Annotated in this window: 13 protein-coding genes and 1 tRNA gene; 5 read left to right on the top strand and 9 right to left on the bottom strand. The window is 63.5% G+C overall.

From position 1 onward, the window contains the following. The first annotated feature begins 137 nt into the window (after positions 1–137). Positions 138–680, top strand: coding sequence for a YciE/YciF ferroxidase family protein (locus DRW48_RS11875; protein ID WP_114076621.1), 543 nt, complete (start codon positions 138–140; stop codon positions 678–680). 36 nt (positions 681–716) lie between these two features. On the opposite strand, the gene DRW48_RS11870 is transcribed toward DRW48_RS11875, so the two are convergent. Beyond that, positions 717–1,664 carry a hypothetical protein gene (locus tag DRW48_RS11870; RefSeq protein WP_114076620.1) on the bottom strand — a complete coding sequence of 316 codons (948 nt, stop codon included), beginning with the start codon at positions 1,662–1,664 and terminating at the stop codon, positions 717–719. Between the two features lie 254 nt (positions 1,665–1,918). Between DRW48_RS11870 and gyrA the strand changes: the two genes are divergently transcribed. Continuing rightward, entirely contained in the window at positions 1,919–4,597 is a 2,679-nt protein-coding gene (gene gyrA, locus DRW48_RS11865; RefSeq protein WP_114077530.1) for a DNA gyrase subunit A, read from the top strand. Positions 4,598–4,765: 168 nt separating this feature from the next. On the opposite strand, the gene DRW48_RS11860 is transcribed toward gyrA, so the two are convergent. Next, positions 4,766–7,312, bottom strand: a complete 2,547-nt coding sequence (locus tag DRW48_RS11860) for a DUF3772 domain-containing protein (protein WP_241963253.1) — start codon at positions 7,310–7,312, stop codon at positions 4,766–4,768. Between the two features lie 3 nt (positions 7,313–7,315). Beyond that, on the bottom strand, positions 7,316–8,347 hold the full coding sequence (locus tag DRW48_RS11855; protein ID WP_114076619.1) for a cysteine synthase A: 1,032 nt from the start codon (positions 8,345–8,347) through the stop codon (positions 7,316–7,318). Between the two features lie 220 nt (positions 8,348–8,567). Here DRW48_RS11855 and DRW48_RS11850 point away from each other — a divergent pair. Next, a tRNA-Ser gene (locus DRW48_RS11850) sits at positions 8,568–8,657 on the top strand. 286 nt (positions 8,658–8,943) lie between these two features. Here the strand turns inward: DRW48_RS11850 and DRW48_RS11845 are convergent. The 5 genes from DRW48_RS11845 to DRW48_RS11825 all read right to left on the bottom strand — a co-directional run bounded on the left by DRW48_RS11845 (position 8,944) and on the right by DRW48_RS11825 (position 15,587). Further along, positions 8,944–11,271, bottom strand: coding sequence for a DEAD/DEAH box helicase (locus DRW48_RS11845; protein WP_114076618.1), 2,328 nt, complete (start codon positions 11,269–11,271; stop codon positions 8,944–8,946). Beyond that, a complete protein-coding gene (locus DRW48_RS11840; RefSeq protein WP_114076617.1) occupies positions 11,271–13,259 on the bottom strand; it encodes a site-specific DNA-methyltransferase in 1,989 nt (662 codons plus the stop codon). Before DRW48_RS11840 ends, DRW48_RS11845 begins: the two co-directional genes overlap by 1 nt. A 131-nt stretch (positions 13,260–13,390) precedes the next feature. Continuing rightward, a complete protein-coding gene (locus DRW48_RS11835) occupies positions 13,391–13,813 on the bottom strand; it encodes a hypothetical protein (RefSeq protein ID WP_114076616.1) in 423 nt (140 codons plus the stop codon). Continuing rightward, entirely contained in the window at positions 13,810–15,135 is a 1,326-nt protein-coding gene (locus tag DRW48_RS11830) for a recombinase family protein (protein WP_114076615.1), read from the bottom strand. The genes DRW48_RS11835 and DRW48_RS11830 overlap by 4 nt, the downstream gene beginning before the upstream one ends. Further along, positions 15,132–15,587, bottom strand: a complete 456-nt coding sequence (locus DRW48_RS11825) for a DUF2924 domain-containing protein (RefSeq protein ID WP_114076614.1) — start codon at positions 15,585–15,587, stop codon at positions 15,132–15,134. Before DRW48_RS11825 ends, DRW48_RS11830 begins: the two co-directional genes overlap by 4 nt. A gap of 401 nt (positions 15,588–15,988) precedes the next feature. On the opposite strand from DRW48_RS11825, the gene DRW48_RS11815 reads away from it, so the two are divergent. Together DRW48_RS11815 and DRW48_RS11810 are read left to right on the top strand one after the other, a co-directional pair. Next, the gene (locus tag DRW48_RS11815; protein WP_162784752.1) at positions 15,989–17,167 is read left to right on the top strand and encodes a hypothetical protein; all 1,179 of its coding nucleotides are present in this window, start codon (positions 15,989–15,991) and stop codon (positions 17,165–17,167) included. Further along, a complete protein-coding gene (locus DRW48_RS11810; protein ID WP_114076611.1) occupies positions 17,127–18,077 on the top strand; it encodes a helix-turn-helix domain-containing protein in 951 nt (316 codons plus the stop codon). The genes DRW48_RS11815 and DRW48_RS11810 overlap by 41 nt, the downstream gene beginning before the upstream one ends. Here DRW48_RS11810 and DRW48_RS11805 read toward each other — a convergent pair. Next, on the bottom strand, positions 18,032–19,693 hold the full coding sequence (locus DRW48_RS11805) for a PDDEXK family nuclease (RefSeq protein WP_162784751.1): 1,662 nt from the start codon (positions 19,691–19,693) through the stop codon (positions 18,032–18,034). The two genes, DRW48_RS11810 and DRW48_RS11805, sit on opposite strands and share 46 nt — an antisense overlap. Between the last annotated feature and the right edge of the window lie 119 nt (positions 19,694–19,812).

The raw sequence follows: 19,812 nt of genomic DNA, 5'->3' as shown, positions 1-19,812 counted from the left end.
GCAGAGGGGCGGACGCGGCCGCCGCGAGGCCGTGAAAAGAATGCCGCGAGAGCCCGGAACGCCTGCCGCGGCAATGGGTTGAACCGCGACCCGGCGAGGGCGCTGATGCCTCCGGGAAGTCTGGAAGGGTATATACGATGGCCGACAAGAAAAGCACTGCTTCTGAGGATAAAACCCTGATCGACCTGCTCGAGCATGGTCTGAAGGACATTTATTACGCCGAGAACCGCATTTACAAAGCGCTGCCCAAGATGATCGACGCGGCAAAGGATGAGGCCCTGATCGAAGGGCTGACCAACCACCGCGAAGAGACCGCGGGTCACATCAAGCGCCTCGAGGAGGCGTTTGCGGCGATGGACAAAAAGGCCGTTGCCCAGACTTGCGACGCCATGGACGGCATCCTGAAAGAGGGCGAATCGCTGCTGAAGGATTTCGGCGGCACCGAAGCCGGTGATGCCGCGATCATCTTCTCGTGCCAGGCGGTCGAGCATTACGAGATCACGCGCTATGGCAGCCTTGTTGCCTATGCTGACCTGCTGGGCCTCGACGAGGTCGCCGACCTGCTGCAGGCCAACCTCGACGAGGAAGAAGCCGCAGACGAAGCCCTGACCGACGTGGCGGAAAGCTCGGCCAATCCGGCCGCCGCCGGCGAGAAGGCCAAGGCTGGAAAGAAGAAGTAAGGCCGCAAGCAGGGCCCGATTGCTGCGCAATCCTCCCTACGGGACTGCCGCGTCCCGCAGGGGTTCGCCCGACCATCGGGTCCAAGCCGCCGCGCCCAGGCGTTCGATCACCTGGGCGCGGCGTTCTGCGTGTCGCGTCGGCTGACGCTGGAACAGCATACCAAGTTTGCGGGGCGCGGCATCGGCATCCAGAACGGGGTGCAATATCCGGTTACGCAGCGCGGGCAGCCGAATCTCGGCGGGGTGGAGCGGCGCATCCCAGGTAAATCCGTCGGGCAGAAAAGCGTCGGGCGCACGCGCCGACAGATCGCCGCAGACAAACCCGTCCCGCGTCAGCACGGTCGCGACGAAAGCCTCGTCATTAGGCACCGGAAAGGGCGCGACATCATGCCAGCCGCTAGTGGTCGGGCGCCGCGCAGTCACCGTGAAGGACGCGGCACGGCTGTGCAGCAGGTGCAGCATCGCCGTGCGCGTCATTCGGGTGAGGGGAAAGAGGCACCCATGCACAGCCACCTTTGGCCCGAGCACCCGCCGCGCGGTATAGGACCAGAACCACGCCCCGCCCCGCGGCGAGTAAAGCGGCGCCAGGAAATCGGCGGGGTCTGCCTCCAGCGGCGCGAAGAACGCGCCGGGATCATCGAAGCTGGGCCACACATCCGCCTCGATAAGCCAAGCCCGGTCCATCTCGGGGATCATGTCCACGGCCGCATAATAGCAGTAGTCGCCGCAGCGCCAGCCAGAGGTCTCAAACGAGATCAGGCGGCGATGCGCCAGCCACTCCGGCGTGATCTGGATGGAGGCGGCGCGCGCCGCGGGGTCAATCTCCGCCGGTCCGGCCGAGGCATCGACCAGATAACGGATGCGGGGCCCGAACCACGCAGCAAGGTGCCGCGCCAGCCGCATCTCGCGGGAACCGACCGCGCCGCAGCGGATCAGCAGGTAGTCGCGCGTTCGGCTGTCGCCGCCGTCGGCAAGGCAAGGCATCGGACCCTCTGGGCGGCGTCGAGCGAAGAATAGGCGGCCGGGACGGCGCTCGCAATGGCGGGCGGGCTTTCCCCCTGCTTTTCCAGGCCAGCCTTGGCCAGCCCACTCCAGCCATTCGTTGCACCCACCCGCAGGGGCGGCTATACCCCGGCACAACAATATCTTGAGGCGCAACCCCCGTGTCCGACACCCCCGACGATCCCGACACCCCCGAGGCTGATGACGGCGCCATCATCGGCGTCGAGCGCTTGCCGATGGCCCACGACGGCCCGGTGATCGACATTGCGACCGAGATGCGCTCGGCCTACCTCGACTACGCCATGTCGGTGATCGTCAGCCGGGCAATCCCGGACCTGCGCGACGGGCTGAAGCCGGTCCACCGCCGCATCCTCTACGCCATGAGCGAGACCGGAAACACCTTCGACAAGCCCTATCGCAAGTCGGCCCGTCCGGTGGGCGATGTGATGGGCAAATACCATCCGCATGGCGACAGCGCGATCTATGACGCCCTGGCGCGGATGGCGCAGGGCTTTTCCATGTCCCTACCGCTGCTTGACGGCCAGGGCAACTTTGGCAGCATGGACGGCGATGCGCCGGCGGCCATGCGCTACACCGAGGTGCGGATGGCCAAGGCGGCCAACTGGCTGCTGGCGGACATCGACAAGGACACGGTCGATTTCCAGGACAACTACGACGGCAAGGACCGCGAGCCGACAGTCCTGCCGGCGCGCTTTCCCAACATGCTGGTCAATGGCGCGGGCGGCATCGCCGTCGGCATGGCGACCAACATCCCGCCGCACAACCTGGGCGAGGTCGTGGACGCCACGCTGGCCCTGATTGACGATCCTGACCTTGCTACCGAGCGCCTGCTGGAGATCGTGCCCGGACCGGACTTTCCGACCGGCGGCGTGATCCTGGGCCGGTCCGGGGCGCGCAAGGCCTATCTGGAGGGGCGCGGCTCGATCCTGCTGCGCTCGCGCGTCCATATCGAGCAGGGCCGCAGCGGGCGCGAGGTGATCGTCGTCGACGAGATCCCGTTCCAGGTCAACAAGGCCACCATGATCGAGCGCATCGCCGAACTGGCCAAGGACAAGCGCATCGAGGGCATCGCCCATGTTCAGGACGAGAGCGACCGCAACGGCGTGCGCGTGGTGGTCGAGCTGCGGCGCGACGCAACCGCTGACGTGGTACTGAACCAGCTTTACCGCTTTACCCCGATGCAGACCAGTTTCGCGGCCAACATGCTCGCCCTGAACGGCGGCCGTCCGGAGCAGCTGACGCTGCGTGACTTCCTGACCAACTTCCTCGCTTTCCGCGAGGAGGTCGTGGCCCGCCGCACGGCTTTCGAGTTAACCCGCGCGCGCGAGCGCAGCCACATCCTGTGCGGCCTCGCCGTCGCGGTGAGCAATGTCGATGAGGTCGTCGCCACGATCCGCGCCAGTGCCGACCCGGCCGAGGCGCGCGAAAAGCTGATGACCCGCCGTTGGCCGGCCGGCAGCATCCTGCCCTACCTGCGTCTGATCGACGATCCGCTGCATCCCGTGAACGAGGATGGCACCTACAACCTGTCCGAGGCGCAGGCCCGAGCGATCCTCGAGCTGCGCCTGCAGCGTCTGACCGCGCTGGGCGTCGCCGAGGTCACGGACGAATTGCAGGCCCTGGCCGATTCCATCCGCGAGTTCCTGGCGATCCTCGCCTCGCGCGAGCGCATCATGTCGATCATCGCGGACGAGTTGCGCGAGGCGCGCGAGTTGTTCGCCGTGCCGCGCCGGACCGAGATCACCGACTGGGCCGGCGATCTGGACGACGAGGACCTGATCGAGCGCGAGGACATGGTCGTGACCATCACCTCGGGCGGCTATATCAAGCGCACCCCTTTGGCCGAGTTCCGCGCCCAGCGCCGGGGCGGCAAGGGACTGTCGTCGATGGCCACCAAGGAAGACGACGTCGTCACGTCGCTCTTCGTCGCCAATACCCATACAGAGCTGCTGTTCTTCACCACCGACGGCATGGCCTACCGGATGAAGACTTGGCGCCTGCCGCTGGGCGGCCGCACGACGCGCGGCAAGGCAATGGTCAACATTCTGCCGATCGGCGCGGGCATCTCGATCGCCGCGTTGATGCCGGTGGATGTGCCGCAAGAGGAATGGGACGGGCTGCAGGTCGTGTTCGCGACGTCGGCCGGGGATGTGCGGCGCAACGCGCTGTCGGATTTCACGGCCATCAACCGCTCTGGCAAGATCGCAATGAAGCTGCCTGACGGCGTCAGCCTGGTCGATGCGCGCATCGCGGACGAGGATGACGATGTCATGCTGGTGACCGCGATGGGCCGCGCCATCCGCTTTCGCGCGACCGACGTGCGCGTCTTCAAGGGCCGCGATTCGACTGGCGTGCGCGGCATCCGGCTGGCCAAGGGCGACAGCGTCGTCAGCATGTCGATCATCCGCCATTTCGAGGCTGCCCCGGAGGAGCGTGCGGCCTACCTCAAGATGCGGCGCGCGATCGCTGGTGCGCTCGACGATGGTGCCGAGGCGGACGAGGACGACGCGGAGGCCGAGGTCGAGGACATCGCCCTGCCCCAGCAACGTTATGCCGAGATGTCAGCGCATGAGGACCTGATCCTGACCGTCACCGCCCGAGGCGCCGGCAAGATCAGCTCTAGCCACGACTACCCGGTGCGCGGGCGCGGCGGCCAGGGCGTCATGGCGATGGACAAGGCCATGCGCGGGGGCAAGCTGGTCGCCAGCTTCCCGGTGGCACCGGACGATCAGGTGATGCTCGCGACATCGACCGGGCAATCGATCCGGGTGCCGGTGGACGGCATCAGCTTCCGCTCGCGCAGTGCCGGTGGTGTCCGGGTACTGAACGCGGCCGAGGGCGAGGTTGTCGTCTCGGTCGCGCGTGTCGCCGAAGGCGGCGAGGCCAGCGATTAAGCTGCGCCGCGCCGGCTAATGCTCGCGCGGTTCGCCTGCCTCAAGCGGGACGGATCGCGGGGATATGCTTAGCACGGCTTCTAAGGGCTGCCGGCGGAATCCTTTGACTGGGGCGCCGGCAGAATTCTTTGCAGTGTCGGCGTGAACTGCAACCTCGCTCGGCGTGACCTATCTCCCGCCTTCGCTCCCGCCGTCCGCCGGGCCGCCCGCAACGCTCGCCGCAATGCGTGGATCCAGCTCGTCCTGTTTTCCGGCATCCGCTGATGCGCCGCTGGTCGGTCGCCGCGTGTCGACTTGCGCCGCGCGCGGCAGAGCGGTTTTGGTGTCCGGGACCGGCGCCCCGGCGCCAGCGGACCCAAGCGGATTCGGACCTGACGGCGCCAGGCTCTCCGGGTTCCGCAGCCAGATGTCGCGCTGGGCAAAGGGCATCTCGATCCCCTCGGCCTTCATGCGCTCGACGATCTGCTGGCGCATTTCGCTGGCGACCGTGGTCCCTTGGTTGATGTCCGAGACAATGGCCCGCAGTTCGAAGTTGATGCCGTCGGGGCCAAAGCCGGTCAGGATCGCCAGGGGCGCCGGCTCGATCAGGACTGTCGGCTGGTTCTCGGCGATCTCGATCAGCATGTCCGTGACTTTGCGCGTGTCGCTGGAATAGGCGACGGAAATTGCGACGATCACCCGCCCGCTGAGGCTGCCCCGCGTCCAGTTGGTGACGTGCTGGGTGATCAGGTCGCTGTTCGGCACCACGACCGAACTCCGGTCAAAGGTTTGGATGGTGGTCGAACGGACCGAGATCCGGCGCACTACGCCCTGCGCCGTGCCGACCTGCACCCAGTCGCCGACCGTCACCGGCCGCTCGATGAGCAAAATGATGCCGGAGACAAAGTTCGACACGATGTTCTGCAGACCGAAACCGATACCGACCGACAGAGCGCCCGCGACGATGGCGAGGCTGGAAAGGTCGATGCCGGCCGAGACGATGGCCAGCATTGCGGCGATGAAGATGCCGACATAGCCAAGGCCCGAGACGATGGCGTTCTGTCCGCCCGCGTCGATGCGGGTGCGCGGCAGGACGGTCTTGCGCAGCGTGCTTTGCACGCCGCGGGTCACTGTGTAGCCGAGGGCGAAGACCACGAAGAAGGTGATGACCGCGCCCGGCGACAACCGGACCGAGCCGATGCGAAAGCCGTTCGCGAGCCGCGTCCAGACCTCGGCCAGATCCGAGACCCTGGCACCCCAGGTCAGTGCCAGGATCGGCAGCGCGACCAGCAACAGGGCGAGGCCGATGATGACCGGGGCCAGCGAGTCGCGGGCGCCCTCCGGGGTGCGTCTGACGATTTGCCACAGATCGACAAAAAACTGCTGCAGCAGCACGATCAGCCCGGCGAGCGCCAGCGTCACGGCCGCGGGCCACAGGGTTGCATTGGCTGCGGTGACATAGCCCGTCACTGCTGCCAATGGCGCGACTACGGCGATGACCCGGACGATCGCCGCCAGGGTAGCGAGGACCTTGTCGGAGGTGGTGATAACGGTCGCCGGCGCAGGCCGCAGCAATTTACCCAGCCGGAAAAGTGGCAGCGCGCCCAGCAGGATCAGCGGCAGATGCACGACCCCCGCGCCGGCATCGCTGAACGGCACCGGCACGCTGGCCGCAAAATCCGATTCCCGGTTGAACCCGGAGAGAGGTAGCAGCGGCCGGGCGATGAATTGCTCGAGGGCCATGGCCGCCGCCAGCAACGTCGCCTGATGCCGCGCGGCGTCGCGCGCCGGCGAGACCAACCCCAGCAAGGAGGCCTGCGCCGGATCGACCGGAAACAGCTGCCGGGCAATCCATGCGCCGATAAAGAAGGTCACGCCCGCCGCGGCGGCCGACAGCACGAAGGGCGTGCCCCATTGGCCCAGCAACCCCGTCGCTTCGATCGCGACCAGTACCAGGAAAACGCCGACTACCGGCAGGCCGATCTGCGTCAGCGAGGCAATAAAACTGACCGCTCCCTGAGCCCGCGTCGGCAGGCGACGGGCCAGGCGTCCCGGCAGGCCATTCACCCAGCGCCGCCCCACGGTCAGCAGCAGCAGCGCAATCGCCAGCGGCACAGCCACCCCTGGCAATTTTTGCGCCGCGCCCGTCGCGCCAAACCGCTGGAGGCGCGCACCCACCTCGTCACGTAGGCCCGCCGCAAGGCGGTTCCCGTCGCTCGCCGCCGCCGCCCAACTGGACGGTAGCAACGGCGAGGGCGTCAGTTGCAAAACCGCCGCGGCCTGGCGGCTGCGCAGGGTCTTGTCGATGGCCGTCACCATGCCTTCGGCGCGGCCGTACGCCTCGCTGGCCCGCAATACGGGCGCCTGCTCGGCTGACAGTTCGGCATTCAGCTCCTTGCGGCGGGCGGCCACGTCCTCGGGCTCGGTTGCGTCCGCCGCCGGCGCAGGCCCCAAGGCCGCGATCTGGTCCTGCAGGGTGCCGACGCGGGTTGACTTGCTTCCCTGCGCGGCGAGAAAGCGCGCGCGCCAGTCCACGACCCGGCTGCGCATCTGCTGCAAGGCGGCATCGTCGACGTCATTGCGATCGAGGCTCTGCTCGACCTGGGTCGCGAACTTGTCCCATGTTGCATAGTCCGGCTCCGCGGTGTCGGTTTGCGCGGACAGCGGCGCGCACAGCAACATCAGCCAAATCAGGGCGGCCGCCAGGGCAGCGGCGGGATGGCGCAGTCTGGTCATCACTCAGCCCTCGCGGACGTCCGGCATGGGCGCGGGCGTGCCATCCATCCATGGCGGCACCGGCAGTCCCTTCTCGCGCAGGAAATCCGGGTTCCAGAGCCGGCCCATGTAGCGGCTGCCGCTGTCGCAGAGCACGGTCACGATGGTCCGCCCCGGCCCCATCTCGCGGGCCATGCGCACCGCGCCCGCCACGTTGATGGCCGAACTGCCGCCGAGCAGCAGCCCCTCGTCCTGCGCCAGCTGATGGATGTAAGGCAGTGCCTCGGCGTCCGGGATGCGCCAGGCCATGTCCGGGGTGAACCCTTCGAGGTTGGCCGTGATGCGGCCCTGCCCGATCCCCTCGGTGATCGAATTTCCCGGCGATTCAAACCGCCGCTCGGTGTACCAGGCAAACAGCGCCGCGCCCTCCGGGTCGGCAAGGCCGATCTTGACGCCATGCGGCTGCAATGCATCGGCGACCCCGGCAAGCGTGCCGCCCGAGCCCACGGCGCAGACAAAGCCGTCGACCCGACCCTGCAACTGCTCCCATATCTCTGGACCGGTCGTCTCGGCATGGGCGCGGCGGTTGGCTGTGTTGTCGAACTGGTTGGCCCAGATCGCGCCCTGCGGCTCGGTCTTGGCCAGGGCTTCGGCGAGGCGGCCGGAGTAGCGCACGTAGTTGTTTGGATCCTTGTAGGGCTTGGCCGGGACCTCGACCAGCCGCGCCCCGGCAAGGCGCAGGGCATCCTTTTTCTCTTGGCTCTGCGTCTCCGGAATGACGATCACCGTGCGATAGCCCATCGAGGCGCCCAAGGTCGCAAGACCGATCCCCGTGTTGCCCGCCGTGCCCTCGACGATCGTGCCACCCGGCTGCAGCGCCCCACGTGCAACGGCATCGCGGATGATATAGAGCGCCGCCCGGTCCTTGACCGAGCCGCCCGGGTTCATGAACTCGGCCTTGCCCCAGATCTCGCAACCCGTTGCCTCGGAGGCCCGGTTAAGGCGGATCAGCGGCGTGCGGCCGACGGCGGCAGCAAGATCGGGGCAGATCATCATCGGGAAGCCCTCCGTGGTTGGGCCAAGGGTTAAAGGCGCAGGACACGGCCGACAACCCCGCGCCAGCGGCGTCACCCTGCGACGCGCGTCGGTCGCGGGGGAGGACAGCGGATACCCTGCCGACTGCCGCAGCCCCTTCCGCCCCGGCAACGATCCGCCCTCCAGAAACCGCTTGCGCTTCCAGCGCCCCCCCACTAAATCCCCGCCACCACCCAAGCGCGGAGAGGTGCCGGAGTGGTCGATCGGGGCGGTCTCGAAAACCGTTGAGCCTGCAAGGGTTCCGTGGGTTCGAATCCCACCCTCTCCGCCACTTGCCCTCGCGAAAGGTGTCTCCCGATCCGGCGCCGGCCGGATTTTTCCGTTGTTTTCGAGGGTTATGCGGGATGGGCTGAGCACCGGCGGCGGCGCCAGGCGGCCCGGAAGCGGTCTCTCGGGGCCGATATTCTCTGGACCTGTTAACTGCGCGGTTTTGGTGAATAGCTCTTAAGTCATTGTTTAAGAATCATTTTCTTGAAGCCCCGCAAAGACTCCGATCCCGGTGCCACTTGTATAAAATGCCACTGACGTCCAACCGAAATCGTTGGTGCGCCGAAGTCTCAGTCGAGCCGGATGGAGATCTCCGCCGCCTCTTTCTCGGTGTCGCAGAAGATGGGCTGCGGACGGCCATGCCGCCACACCCAGACAGTGAAGCCCGCTGTCTTGCGGGTGTGGATGGTGCCGTTAGAAATTTCGACATGCCCCTCCGACACGAGACGAAGAACGATCCGTCGCCCTCCCTCTGATCCGCCGATCTCGAACAATTTTGATGCCGATGCCTCAAGCAGAAGGTGCGTGCCCTTTGTATCGATAGCCACGATGTCCTTATCTATCCAGACGAGGAAGTCGGGGAAGTACGCCTTCCCGGCATGCAATAGTGGGATCGAATATCCGCTGCCGGACGGGTTCCGCGTCCAGACCCGTTGGGTCTTGTCGATCGCCCTCGCAAACCTCAGTTCAAAGCCGTTCAGGCCAGAATAGCGTTCGTGCAGCGACTTTTTGAAAGTCTCGCCTCCGTTGCTGTCAACCGCTATCGGTCCAACTGAATAGGGGTGGCCCGCATCATCCTGGAAAACCAAGGAGTGCTGAATATAGGCCTCTACCACTTTGCGAGCCGTCTCCCTTATATGCTCTGCAGCCGGGCTGCTGGCCTCGATCAACGCATCAAACTTCGGGTCCTCGATATCCACCAAGTTGATCGGGCCGCCCGCTCTTCGCAGCCCACCCGGATAGCACCTTTGAATCTCACGGCGGAATACATGGCGTGTCATAATCCGGTTGCTGTGATCTACTTCGACCCAGTCATAATGTGGATCCGTCTCCGATCCAATGAGCTGCAGTACCTGCATGCGGCTCCCTTGACCGATCGTGTTCTGTCCGCCGTCTCGGAAGTCCATCATTCCTTTGACGATCTTCCCTATAGGCTCTAGCGCATCGCTACTTTCAATCGCGACAGTGGGTATGGTCCGAGCCGGCCGTGGGTCTAGGCTGTCCTTCTTCCCTCGGGTTTTCTCATCCTTCACCACCAACGCTATGGACGGATGCTCGGAAACCAGGTCCGCGCGGATCTGCGTCAAGATGTCGTCGAAGACCCGCTTCTCATCGGTCCGGATGTGGAAGTGCGCCGTGTTCATGACCGGATCGCTGTAGTGCTGTGCCCCGGGTTGCCGAAGGACTCGCCCGACGACCTGAGTGATTTGTCGCGCTGACGCCATTTCTTTGTCTATGTATGCGAAAGACGCCGCTGGATCGTCCCAGCCTTCCTGAAGGCCAAGATTGAAAATGATGTGCTCGTAGTCGCCGGCGATGAATCGGGAGTAGTCTTTTTCCGCCCCATCGAAGAGGTGCATTTCTGGCGGCTTCTGCGATTCCTTCGAGAATTTAAGCTGACAGTAGACGGCGATCTTGGCTGGGTCTACCTTTGCGACCTCGACGAGGTGTCGCCATATTAGGATGGGCCGGGCCTGTCGTTCCTGAAAGGGCCTTTTGAGGTCTTCTGAGACTGGCACGCCATCCACAGTATTGGTGGAGCAGACATATATGGCCTTTGGTCGGAAAGGCAGCTTCAGATTTTGAGCTGCTTGCTGCGCCCTCCGCATGTCGGTCAGCAAGTTATCTAGCGCGGGTTCTAGCGGGGTGATGTATCCGTCAATTGATATCCGCTGCTTCACCAATTGGGCCTCCACGACCTCTGGGCTCGAGACGGTCGTCGAGAAATCCGGATCGGTCCATCCTTGGTCGCTACGAAGGCGAGAGATGACATTATTCAGACGCGGCGGCAGCGACATGGTGGCGCTAGCAACGATCAGCGCATCAGGTGCGAGTTCTAGGAGCCGATCGGTCTGAAGATCGGACAGGTTGTGTCCTTCGTCATAGACGACGATCAGGGGACGCCTCTGTCCCTTCGCAGTACGGCGCTTCTTAAGTAGCTCCCACAGGGACTCCTCTGCCAAGTCGAGCTGAGCCCTATAAACCTTGCGCTCCTCGCTCGACGCGTCGTCGATCGCGAACTTGCCAACGGTTGCAACGAGGAGCAACGGCTCATGTTCGCTGCTCAAGTGTTCGGGCGCGGCTTCCAGCAACGGCATAACTCGAAAACCGGGGAGGTTATCCGCATACTTGCCAGACGAAAGGTTCTCGAAGGTCTGCGAGACCACCACACGTCCCTTCGATATCCACAGAACCACCGGCGGAAGAGGAAGCTCTTCGCCAATCCGCGCAACAGCCTCAGCTAGCATCAACGTTTTGCCGCTGCCGGTGATCGCCACGAGCGTCTGCAGAAACGGAACAGGCGTGGTGCGATTCACCATTAGCGGGTCTGCAGCGTAATCGGTGAAGCGCCGAGCAACTTGCGCTGCGGCGCGGGCTTGAAATTCGATGGGTTCCATTATTCGTTATCGTCAGAATTGTTGAACTGATCATTGTCCGTCAAACCAAGATCCGCAAGGATCTTGTCCGGAATCTTCCAGAAACGAACGTTCGACGACTGGAAAAGCTCGTATCGGGCGTAGACATGGAAAGGTGGTTCAAGGCCAGCCTTTTTAGCCTCGGACACGACTTGCTTGTATGTGTCGCGGTTAAGGGATCCGACAGGGCCACCATTGTCCCAAATCAAGAAGTATCCCTCACCATTCTGATCCTTCCCGACAAGATACTGATAGTCAACGCCATCAACTCGGGTGAGGCTCGGGGCAGAACGCTTATGCGTCTCCCAGTGGGAAGTCAGCACCACATCTATCAGCTCGTCCCGCTGCATGGTGAGAACCGTCTTCGCGTCGATGGTCTTCGTGAGGAGCCGATACTCGAAGCCGCCGCCTAGGGCTGTAGCTGGTTTACCCGTGGGCCGCTCCCCAGTCACAGCGTTCTTGAGGCGTTGCCAAGTCAGTGTACGAGCATATTTGTCACCGTTCTCAGGCGCGCCTTGCTCGATGAGTATAAAACGCCTGGAGGAGCCGAGGTCATGATTGAGTTCAAGAACTGCGTGACCTGTCGATCCAGAACCAGCATAAGGATCGAGAACCAGACCTTCTGGTGGACACCAGATTTGGATGATCTTCTTTAGGAGACGCAAAGGCTTAACCGTATCGAACGCATGTCCTTTTCCAACGATCGCGTCCAGCTCTTTGCGAGCCATATCTGAATGGCCAGATTGTGCATGTGGCCACGTGACGGACCCGATCTCGATCGGGAATTCATACAAATCTTCATCCCAGAAGGTTGTCGGAATCATGCCAGCCCGAACTGCATCGATCGGCGTCTTGAGCCGCGGGCGGCCCGCGCCAGGTCTCCTACTCTTATCGTCGCGAAAGAAGAGCTTTGGCCAATTGCCCTTTTGTCGACGCTCAGTCGCCAGCTGTGCAGCTCGCTGAACCGCCATGTCCCGGTCTGGCCGATACCCCTCCAAGGCAACATCAGAGTCAGCGATGACTAGAGCGTTGCCCCGGCCATCGCCTAGGTCGCGTTCAACGTACTTCACACCCCACTCAGCGAGATACTTGATGACCTCCTCTTTTGTGAAGTTTACCCAGTGCGATCTGGGCTCCGGAAGCTGTCCATCGAAGACGTATTCCCCGTTTGGATAATGCAAATGGCCCGTAAACGGCGACTGGATTGCATAGGCTGTGGCTCCACGGTGTTGCCTGGCTGTCGGGTCTGTTGGAATCCAGTCCCCCCCATCATCGCCGTCAATGTTCTTCGTGCCAGACCGGTCAATCGGGAGCAGCTGCATCCTCGAGAGATCTTTGTCCTTCGCGTAGACCAATACGTAATCAGTGGTCTTCGATATCGAATTTCCGCCTTTCGGAGAGTATGCTTTCTGCCAATTGATGATAGCTACCCGGTTATTCTCCCCGAAAACTTCGTCCATCATCATACCGAGATGAAAAAGCTCGTTATCATCGATACAGATTGCTACCACGCCGGATGGTTTAAGCATCGCCTTCATTATCTGAAGGCGGGGCATCATTGCCTTGATCCATTTCGTGTGCTTGGAGCCGTCCTCGTTGGACACGATGGTTCCGAGGTCCGGGTCGTTCGGGTCGTTGTCCCACCGGTCGTTGTAGCGAAAATACTGCCCGGTGTTGTAAGGGGGATCCGTGACGATCAGATCGACTTGGCCCCGATACTTGTACAGCGTCACCATTGCTTGGAGGTTTTCGCCTTCGATCAGCATATTCCTCGCTTGAGCCTCCGGCGTGCCAACATTGAGGCGAGGCTCCCGGCGAGTCTGGCGAGGACGGACACGCTTGGCGATCTGCATGGCGGAACGTCGGCCGTGGAAGCTGAGCGCCACCCCGCTGGTCATCATGCTCTTCGCAAGGCGCTCGAGCTCGTCTCGGGTGAGCTTCGACAGCTCGGCATCAACATCAAATTCCATCGTCAGACTTTCGTGCGCGTCGCGCAGTGTTCCGCCATTGTTCTTGCGGCTCCTTAAGGGATGCGTATAGCCGGTGCAAACCACTTTGCGTACCCCCTCAGGCGGTTGCGTGGGAATAATCTGGGATCCTCTTAGACATCGGCGCATGCGCGCGTTCCCCCTTTGGTGGCTTTCGTGAAGTGGGCGGAATGGTCTGCCCACTCGAACGGAAGCGGCTCAGACAGCCGCGTCAGCTCCACCTCCGGGTCGTGCCGCCCGTCGAGGATCGCCTCGACGATGTGGGGGGCGAGCAGCGTGAGTCGGAGGACACGCGTCATGTATGATTGCGCAATCCCCTCTCGCTCAGCCAGTTCAGCGATGGTGGCAAATTCAGCCGACTCGAGCATTCGCTTCCAGCGGAACGCGCGGGCCAGAGCCTTGATAAGTGTGCTGTTTGCCTTGCGCTGTTGCGCGGCGCCGGCAGGCAACTGCATCTCCTTGCGCCCACCGCGCTTCACGACGCGGAACGGGACGTGGAGCGTCACGGTCTGAGGAACCGGCGTGCCGCGGGTCATGCGGCCGCTCCCATGTCTCCGGCCAGTATCTCGCGCGCAAGGGCGCCAAGACCATCCATGCGGAGCCGGACGTTCAATCCGTCCATGCCGATGTCCACGCGCCCGACCAGCAGCGCCACGATTCGCGCCTGCTCGGCGGGGAAGAGTTCGTTCCACAGCGGATCGAGTTGCTGCAGCGCCGCGCGGGCGTCGGATTCGGTGATGTCGCCGATCTCCGCACGCGCCGCCTTCCACGTCCCTGCAACGATCTCAGGCTGGCGGAACACGGTGCGCAGCTGGTCAATGACGGCCGCCTCGATCTCCCCCGCTTGCACGCGGCCGACTGGACACGATCCGGCGCCATGCTTCAGCACCGTCTGGCTGACATAGTAGCGGTACAGCCGTCCGCCCTTGCGGGTATGCGTCGGCGAGAAGGCAGCGCCGTCCGGGCCGTAGAGCAGCCCCTTCAGCAACGCAGGTGTGTCGGCGCGAGTCCGGGCGGCGCGCTTGCGCGGGCTTTCCAGCAGGATGGCGTGGACGCGGTCCCACGTCGCGCTGTCGATGATCGCGTCGTGTTCGCCGGGATAGCTGTCGCCCTTGTGGACCGCTTCGCCGATGTAGGCGCGGTTGCTGAGCATCCGATAGATGTATTTCTTGTCGATCCGGTTGCCGCGGGGAGTGCGGATGCCGCGCGTGCCGACCTCCCGCGCCAGTTCCGTGCAGGACCCGATCTCGAGGAAGCGGGCGAAGATCCAGCGCACATGTGGGGCGCTTTCCTCGTCGACCAGCAACTTCCTGTTCTCGACGCGGTAGCCGTAGGGCGGCACGCCGCCCATCCACATCCCCTTCTTCCGGCTGGCGGCGACCTTGTCGCGGATCCGCTCGGCCGTCACCTCGCGCTCGAACTGGGCGAAGCTGAGCAGGATGTTCAGCGTCAGCCGCCCCATCGACGTCGTGGTGTTGAAGCTCTGCGTCACCGAGACGAAGGTGACGCCGTTCCGGTCGAATACCTCGACCAGCTTGGCGAAATCGGCCAGCGAGCGGCTGAGGCGGTCGATCTTGTAGACCACCACCACGTCGACCAGCCCGTCCTCGATGTCCTCCAGCAGCCGCTTCAAGCCGGGGCGCTCGAGCGTGCCGCCGGATATGCCGCCATCGTCATACTGATCGCGGACCAGCACCCAACCCTCGGAGCGCTGGCTGGCGATGTACGCTTCGCAAGCCTCACGCTGGGCATGGAGCGAGTTGAACTCCTGCTCCAGTCCCTCCTCGGAGGATTTCCGGGTGTAGACCGCGCAGCGCAGCTTGCGGACGACCTTCGCTTTTTCGGGCGGCTTCGTCATTTCCGACCCCTGTGGTTCTTGAGCCCGAAGAAGGTCCAGCCATTCCAGCGGGTGCCGGTGATGGCGCGGGCGATGGCGGACAGCGACTTGTAGGGCCGCCCCTGCCATTCGAAGCCATCGGCGGTGACGGTGACGACCTGCTCGACACCCTGCCACTCGCGCAGCAACCGCGTCCCGGTGATCGGGCGGTCACGGTCGGCGCGCATGCCACGCTTCTTCCTGTCGCCGCCGTCCAGTTCCTCGCCGAGCCGTTCGAGGCGCCGGATCGTCTCCGGCTTCAGCCCGCCATAGGCGAGTTCCTGGATGCGGTAGGCCAGCCGGCTTTCGAGGTAGCGGCGGTTGAACGGCGGCGGCTCGCTGTCGAACATCTCCCGCCACTGCTTCTTCAGGTCCGGCGTCGTCGCGGTGTTCAGCGCGGCCAGGCGCGCGGGGATCGGATCGTGGGTCGTCATGCGGTTCTCCGGTGAGTTGGAGTTGCATGACGGCATTGGTCGGTCGGAGAGTGTAGGCAAATTTCTCCAGTATCGTCAGGGTGTTCGCCTCGCTCTCGCATCCGCAACCGAACCAGCCCGAGCGCCAGCAGGTTGCACAGCTCCGTGCGGCGCTCAGCGGCGGTCATCCGATCGGGGGGGAGTGGGTTCGGGCGTTTCATGCGGGCCTCGGGTCGGTCGTCTCCTCGGGCCTCTACTCACCTCTCTCGAGGTTCGTCCCACGCGATCACGCACAGGTTGCATGCTCACGCGCCGGAAACATAAGATGAACAAACAACCTGCAGCGGAGAGGATTCGGGATGGCCGGCAATCTGAAGAAGTTCGTGAACCCCCGGTTCATCAAGACCATCGACCTCGCCCTGATGAAGCCGCTGCTGGCTCGGCACGAGGGCAAGTACAAGAGCTTCTCCGTCGATCTGCTGGACCAGGAGGAGGATGCCGCCCGCGAGGCGCTGGAGAAGCTGCTGACCGGCGCCGAGGACAGCTATCCTGAAGGGCTGCGCGGCGATCTGCACCGCATCGCGGAACTGGGCGATGCCCGCGGCCTGGAGATCATCCAGGCGCAGGCCGATCGTCAGGGCATCGATCTGTTCCCGGACATGAAGACCGGCGACGAGGACGCGCCGAACAAGGCGCATGACCCCAAACACATCGCCGTCCGGGTCTTTCTGGAGCATCCCGAGCTGTTCGATGCCGCCGCCGACCACATGGCGATGCTCACCGCTGATCGCCTCCATGAGTACGCCGGGCGGGAACGCGGCGTCGCAATCGACCTGACCGAGGAGAAGGTAGAGGCATTCCGGACGGCCGTCGCGGAGCTGTTCCGCGATGCGTTCCTCGGCGATTACTGCCGGGTGGGCGATTACGACGACGATGACGAGATCAATCTCGTGGTCAGCCATGGCTCCATGGTCTCGACCATGCCGGTCGTCGAGGGCCAGCAGGAGCGGGTCATCAGCGTGCGGCAAATTTCGCACGCGGTGCTGCGATACTCTGAAAACACCGGCATGCTGCGGCTGGCCCGCATCCGGAAGGCGCATCAGCCTGAGATCGCGGAACTTTTCGCCTCGATCATTCTGGACAGGCCCGGTTTCTTTGACGGCGACGATGCGCAGGACCTCTATACCCTGCGCCCGGTCGAACTGGCCGGACCGGGCTTCGCCTTCGATGCCGCCTACGATCCGCTGATCGACAAGGTGCTGATCATCGAGGCGGCGGCCGACCTGATGGCGCCCGGCAAGAAGGGGTATCCCCGCGTGGTGCGCACGCTGCGTTCGCGGGATCTCGGCGGTGACGCGCTCCAGCATTTCGGTAGCACACCGGTCTCGTTCGCCGGCGCCTGGCGGCTGGGCGAGCTCGTGTTCCGGATCCTGTTCAAGGGCGACGGCAAGCGCCAGTCGCAGGTGACGGTCAAGCTGCGGCCTCCGGGCGTCGTGCAGTTTCGCCGCACCCAACATGAAGCGCGGGTGATGAAGCTGATCGAACGGAACGGGCTGATGAATGACCGAGACGATTTTGAGCTTGTTGACGCGGCTGAGTGAGGCAGGCGACGACGCGATCCTGCCCGGCGAGCTTGCCGCACCCTTCTTTGGTCCGCTCTTCGATCGGCTGCTGGCAAGGCGCGTCCTCGTCGAACAGGCGCCGCTCACCGAATGGGAGGTCTGCGATGCATGCGAGTGCGGCCTCCCCTGTCGGCCGATCCGGAAAGCGGGTGATGCATTTCGGGCCGAGTGTCCGCTCGATCGCCGACAGGACATCGATCTCACCGAGGACGATCTGCGGGCGTTCCGCATCGGCAGTGAAGCGCTGGCATCCGTGATCGGCGCGGCAGCAGGGTTCGGCGCGGCCCCGAAACTCGCGAGGGAGAAGGTCTGGCGGCTCGGCGATACGCCATTGGGAGGGGCGGTGTTTCTTGCGCTTGAGCCTGCAGCCCTCACCGGCGACGGCATCATCGCATCGTTGCGCCAGGCCGCGCAGGGCTCGGACATCACGATACTCGCACCGGAGTTACCCCCGGAGGCTGCCCGGCGACATCACGATGCTGGCTTTCATCTGGTCGAAACCCTCGCGCTGCTGACGCCCGCCTCGGATGGTCTCGGCGCCGCAATCGACGTCGCTGCCTTGGCGCCGGTCCCGGTGACGCCCGTGCTTCGCGTTCGGCGAGCCACGGCCGAGGTTAACTGGAACGGTCGCTCCGTCATTCTGTCGCGTCAGATCTTCCCCGTGTTCGAGCGCCTGCTGGAAAAGGCGCTGTCGCGCGATCAGGTCGCCTCCGGATCCCATGTCGAAGGCACGACGGCGCGCGAGGCCAAGGATCTGATCCGCGAGCTGCGCGACGCGTTCAAGGCTGCGGGCTTCACCGATCTCGAGAGCAAGACCCTGATCATGACCGTGCGCAACCGGGGCTATCGGCTTGGCGTCCCCGCTTCGGATATCGTGGTTGACGGCTGAGACGCCAGCTCACTCCAATCTTCGAGTGGCAAAGATATCCCAATGTCAGCCAGCTTTAGCATCAGCGCTTTTCTCGATATCGGTGCATCATATCGCCACTCAAGGAGGCGGACGCTGTTCGCCTTCAGTAGCAGTCGCTTTCGCTCATCCCGAACCTGTGCGTTCTTGAAGCCTTCCTCGCCGCCAAACAGTGCGACCGGCTCGTAATGCTGCTGGCCTTGATACTCTACTGCCAAGTTTATCTCGGGAATGTATATGTCGATCGACTGACGGCCAAGAAACCAGGGGCGCCATTGGTGCTTGGCGTTGGGCCAAATCGCACAGAAAAGGTCAAGAAGTGCAAGCTCGGAAATCCCCCCGCTCGCACCGATCTCCGGTATAGATCGATCGCGGCGAAACGCGTCCTCTGCCAGCGCCATATGCCCCGCGAGCAGGCTCTCGACATTGGCGAAGCCAACATCGATGTTTACTGAGAAGATGCGGCCACGAGGCGCCGTAGAGTTGATGAACTGAGCCTGATATGCACGGTATGCTGGCCAGTCCGACGCGGGAGGCGGCACAGGGATCATCCCTTGGCCAAAGTCAGGGTCAAATCGAATCAGTTTGGAAAGCACGGGCGGATCGTCCTGCAACTCCTGATCCAAGTAGGCCACAAATGCCTCGAACTCGTCATGCAGGCGACCCGCGATGAGCGACGTCGCTGCATACTTACGAGCGATCAGCCTCACGTCATCAGCTCGGATTTCGCGATCTGTCAGGAATTTCAGATATATCACCTCGTCCAAAAGCGCCTCACGATCACGCCCTGGGATGGCTTCCACCAAATCCATCGCATCAAGGAGTCGGTTCGCTTCCGTCAAGTTCAGAATATTTTGCCACTTTGGGTCCGGATCCCAAGGGGGCGCGTCCTTCACGTCCGGAAGGTCTTGTGGAAGCCCCTTGCCGTCAACGCCCCGGAACTGATCGCCCAAAGCACGCGCCTGCCAGCTATATCCGCGCGCCTGGTTGTTGTCCTGCCAGACCCTGTCCAGAGGGGTTACCGCATCGCTGGCGCACTGGGGGTTTTGGCGCGCCGCATCAAAACCGGACTTCGCCGGATCACCAAACAGACCCGCTCCAATTGCCTCGACCAGCCGCTCGAACAGTCTGGTATCATCTTGCCGGGTTCCAACCGAGACGAGAACGCGACCGGTACTGGAGGTTTGTCGAAAAACGAAGGCGGCGTGCGACACGAGGTCATTGGCGCGCTGGCGTCGCGCCCCAGGCCCTTCCAGAAAATGGAGCCTGTGAGTTACTTCATCCGGGAAATCGGGATACACCAGTCGGGTCGACGTAGTCGTCTTTGGTGCTCGCTTCTTTGGCGGTGACTCGGGCCCATATTGATCCAACAGATCGCCGCAAAGCGATGACAGCGAAGCGAAGTGGATCGCAGCGTTGCTTCCCGGCTCGCGTTTTGCAGCCAAGGTCGCGTAGAGCTTTTGCCACTTCGTTAGATCCGCCCGATAGAACTCTCGGCTCATCCGGTTTGTAAGCGATAGTTCGTATAGTTTCGCATTCCTGCGAAATTCATCGAGGCCGGCTCGTCCCTTGTCGACCGGCGGAGGCTTCAAGTTCATGCGTTCGATTTCCAGCTCAGTATATGCCGATGTTGCATCACCTGCGTGGCACTGTCGACGGGTAGGCCCCGAAGGCACATGCGCTACAATAGTGCTGCCCTTTGGCTGATGGCCAAGGG

Source organism: Paracoccus suum (assembly GCF_003324675.1).
Lineage (GTDB): Bacteria > Pseudomonadota > Alphaproteobacteria > Rhodobacterales > Rhodobacteraceae > Paracoccus > Paracoccus suum.
The sequence above is the reverse complement of the archived record's forward strand: the minus strand, read 5'-3'. Positions and strand labels throughout refer to the sequence as shown.